Origin of the sequence: Subsaximicrobium wynnwilliamsii, from assembly GCF_007997225.1 — a bacterium.
Taxonomy (GTDB): domain Bacteria; phylum Bacteroidota; class Bacteroidia; order Flavobacteriales; family Flavobacteriaceae; genus Psychroserpens; species Psychroserpens wynnwilliamsii.
Genome location: NZ_VORM01000109.1, coordinates 1 through 889, shown reverse-complemented (window position 1 = coordinate 889; position 889 = coordinate 1). Strand labels below are relative to the sequence as shown.

Genomic DNA, 889 nt, shown 5'->3' with positions numbered 1-889 from the left:
ATCACATTAACCACAATAAGTTGTAAATCTCAAAACACAGAAACAACTGACGAAATAAATGTGTTATTTATCGGAAATAGCTTGACATATTTCCACGAAATGCCACAGACTGTGCAAAAAATGTTGAATGAAACGAATCCAAATATTAAAATTGAACAAAGCACATTTCCAGGACAATCTTTATCAGGACATTTATCGGACATAATAACCTCAAGGACTGAAAACGGCATTAGTACAAGAAAAAAAGAAGATGGAGAAAAGACCGAAACGGAAATTAAGATTGCCGAGAAAAAATGGGATATTGTTATTTTACAAACTGGAACTGTAAGCGTTTTAATCCCAGAAAATCGTGAACTAAAAGTAAACAAAGCTATTTCTGACATCAAAAAATTGGTTTCTAATCCAAACTGTAAATTCATACTCTTCCAAACTTGGCCATCAAAAAACGAATATCCTGAACAATATTGCTATCCATCAAGGTCAATTGACAAATCAATAGAAAAGGATAAATGCTGTTCACCTGTTCTTGAAAATTTAGAACAAGAATTTAACGTAATTAACGAATCATATAATTTAGTTGCTAAAGAAAATGACCTAATCGAATCGAACAACGGAACTAAATACTTTGAAGTTCGGACAAAATTCCCTGAAATTGAACTTTACGAAGATGAAAGTCATCCAAACGAAAATGGTGCTTTTTTGAACGCTTGTATATTTTACCAAATGTTGACTGATAAAAAAGCATCTGATTTAATTTACAACGGAGAAATTGAACCTAAAACAGCGGAAAAATTAAAGAAAATTGCGGAATAAAAACTACTGGCAACACCGTGTATAAGCCATTGCTGGGTCTGTGCCTATCTGGAAAATTCTTGGGAATTTTCCAGCG

1 protein-coding gene is annotated in these 889 nt (G+C 32.8%); it reads left to right on the top strand.

What is annotated here, in order from left to right:
* A partial coding sequence (locus ESY88_RS20715) for a DUF4886 domain-containing protein (RefSeq protein ID WP_394343980.1) occupies positions 1 to 813 on the top strand: 813 nt, incomplete at its 5' end.
* Between the last annotated feature and the right edge of the window lie 76 nt (positions 814 to 889).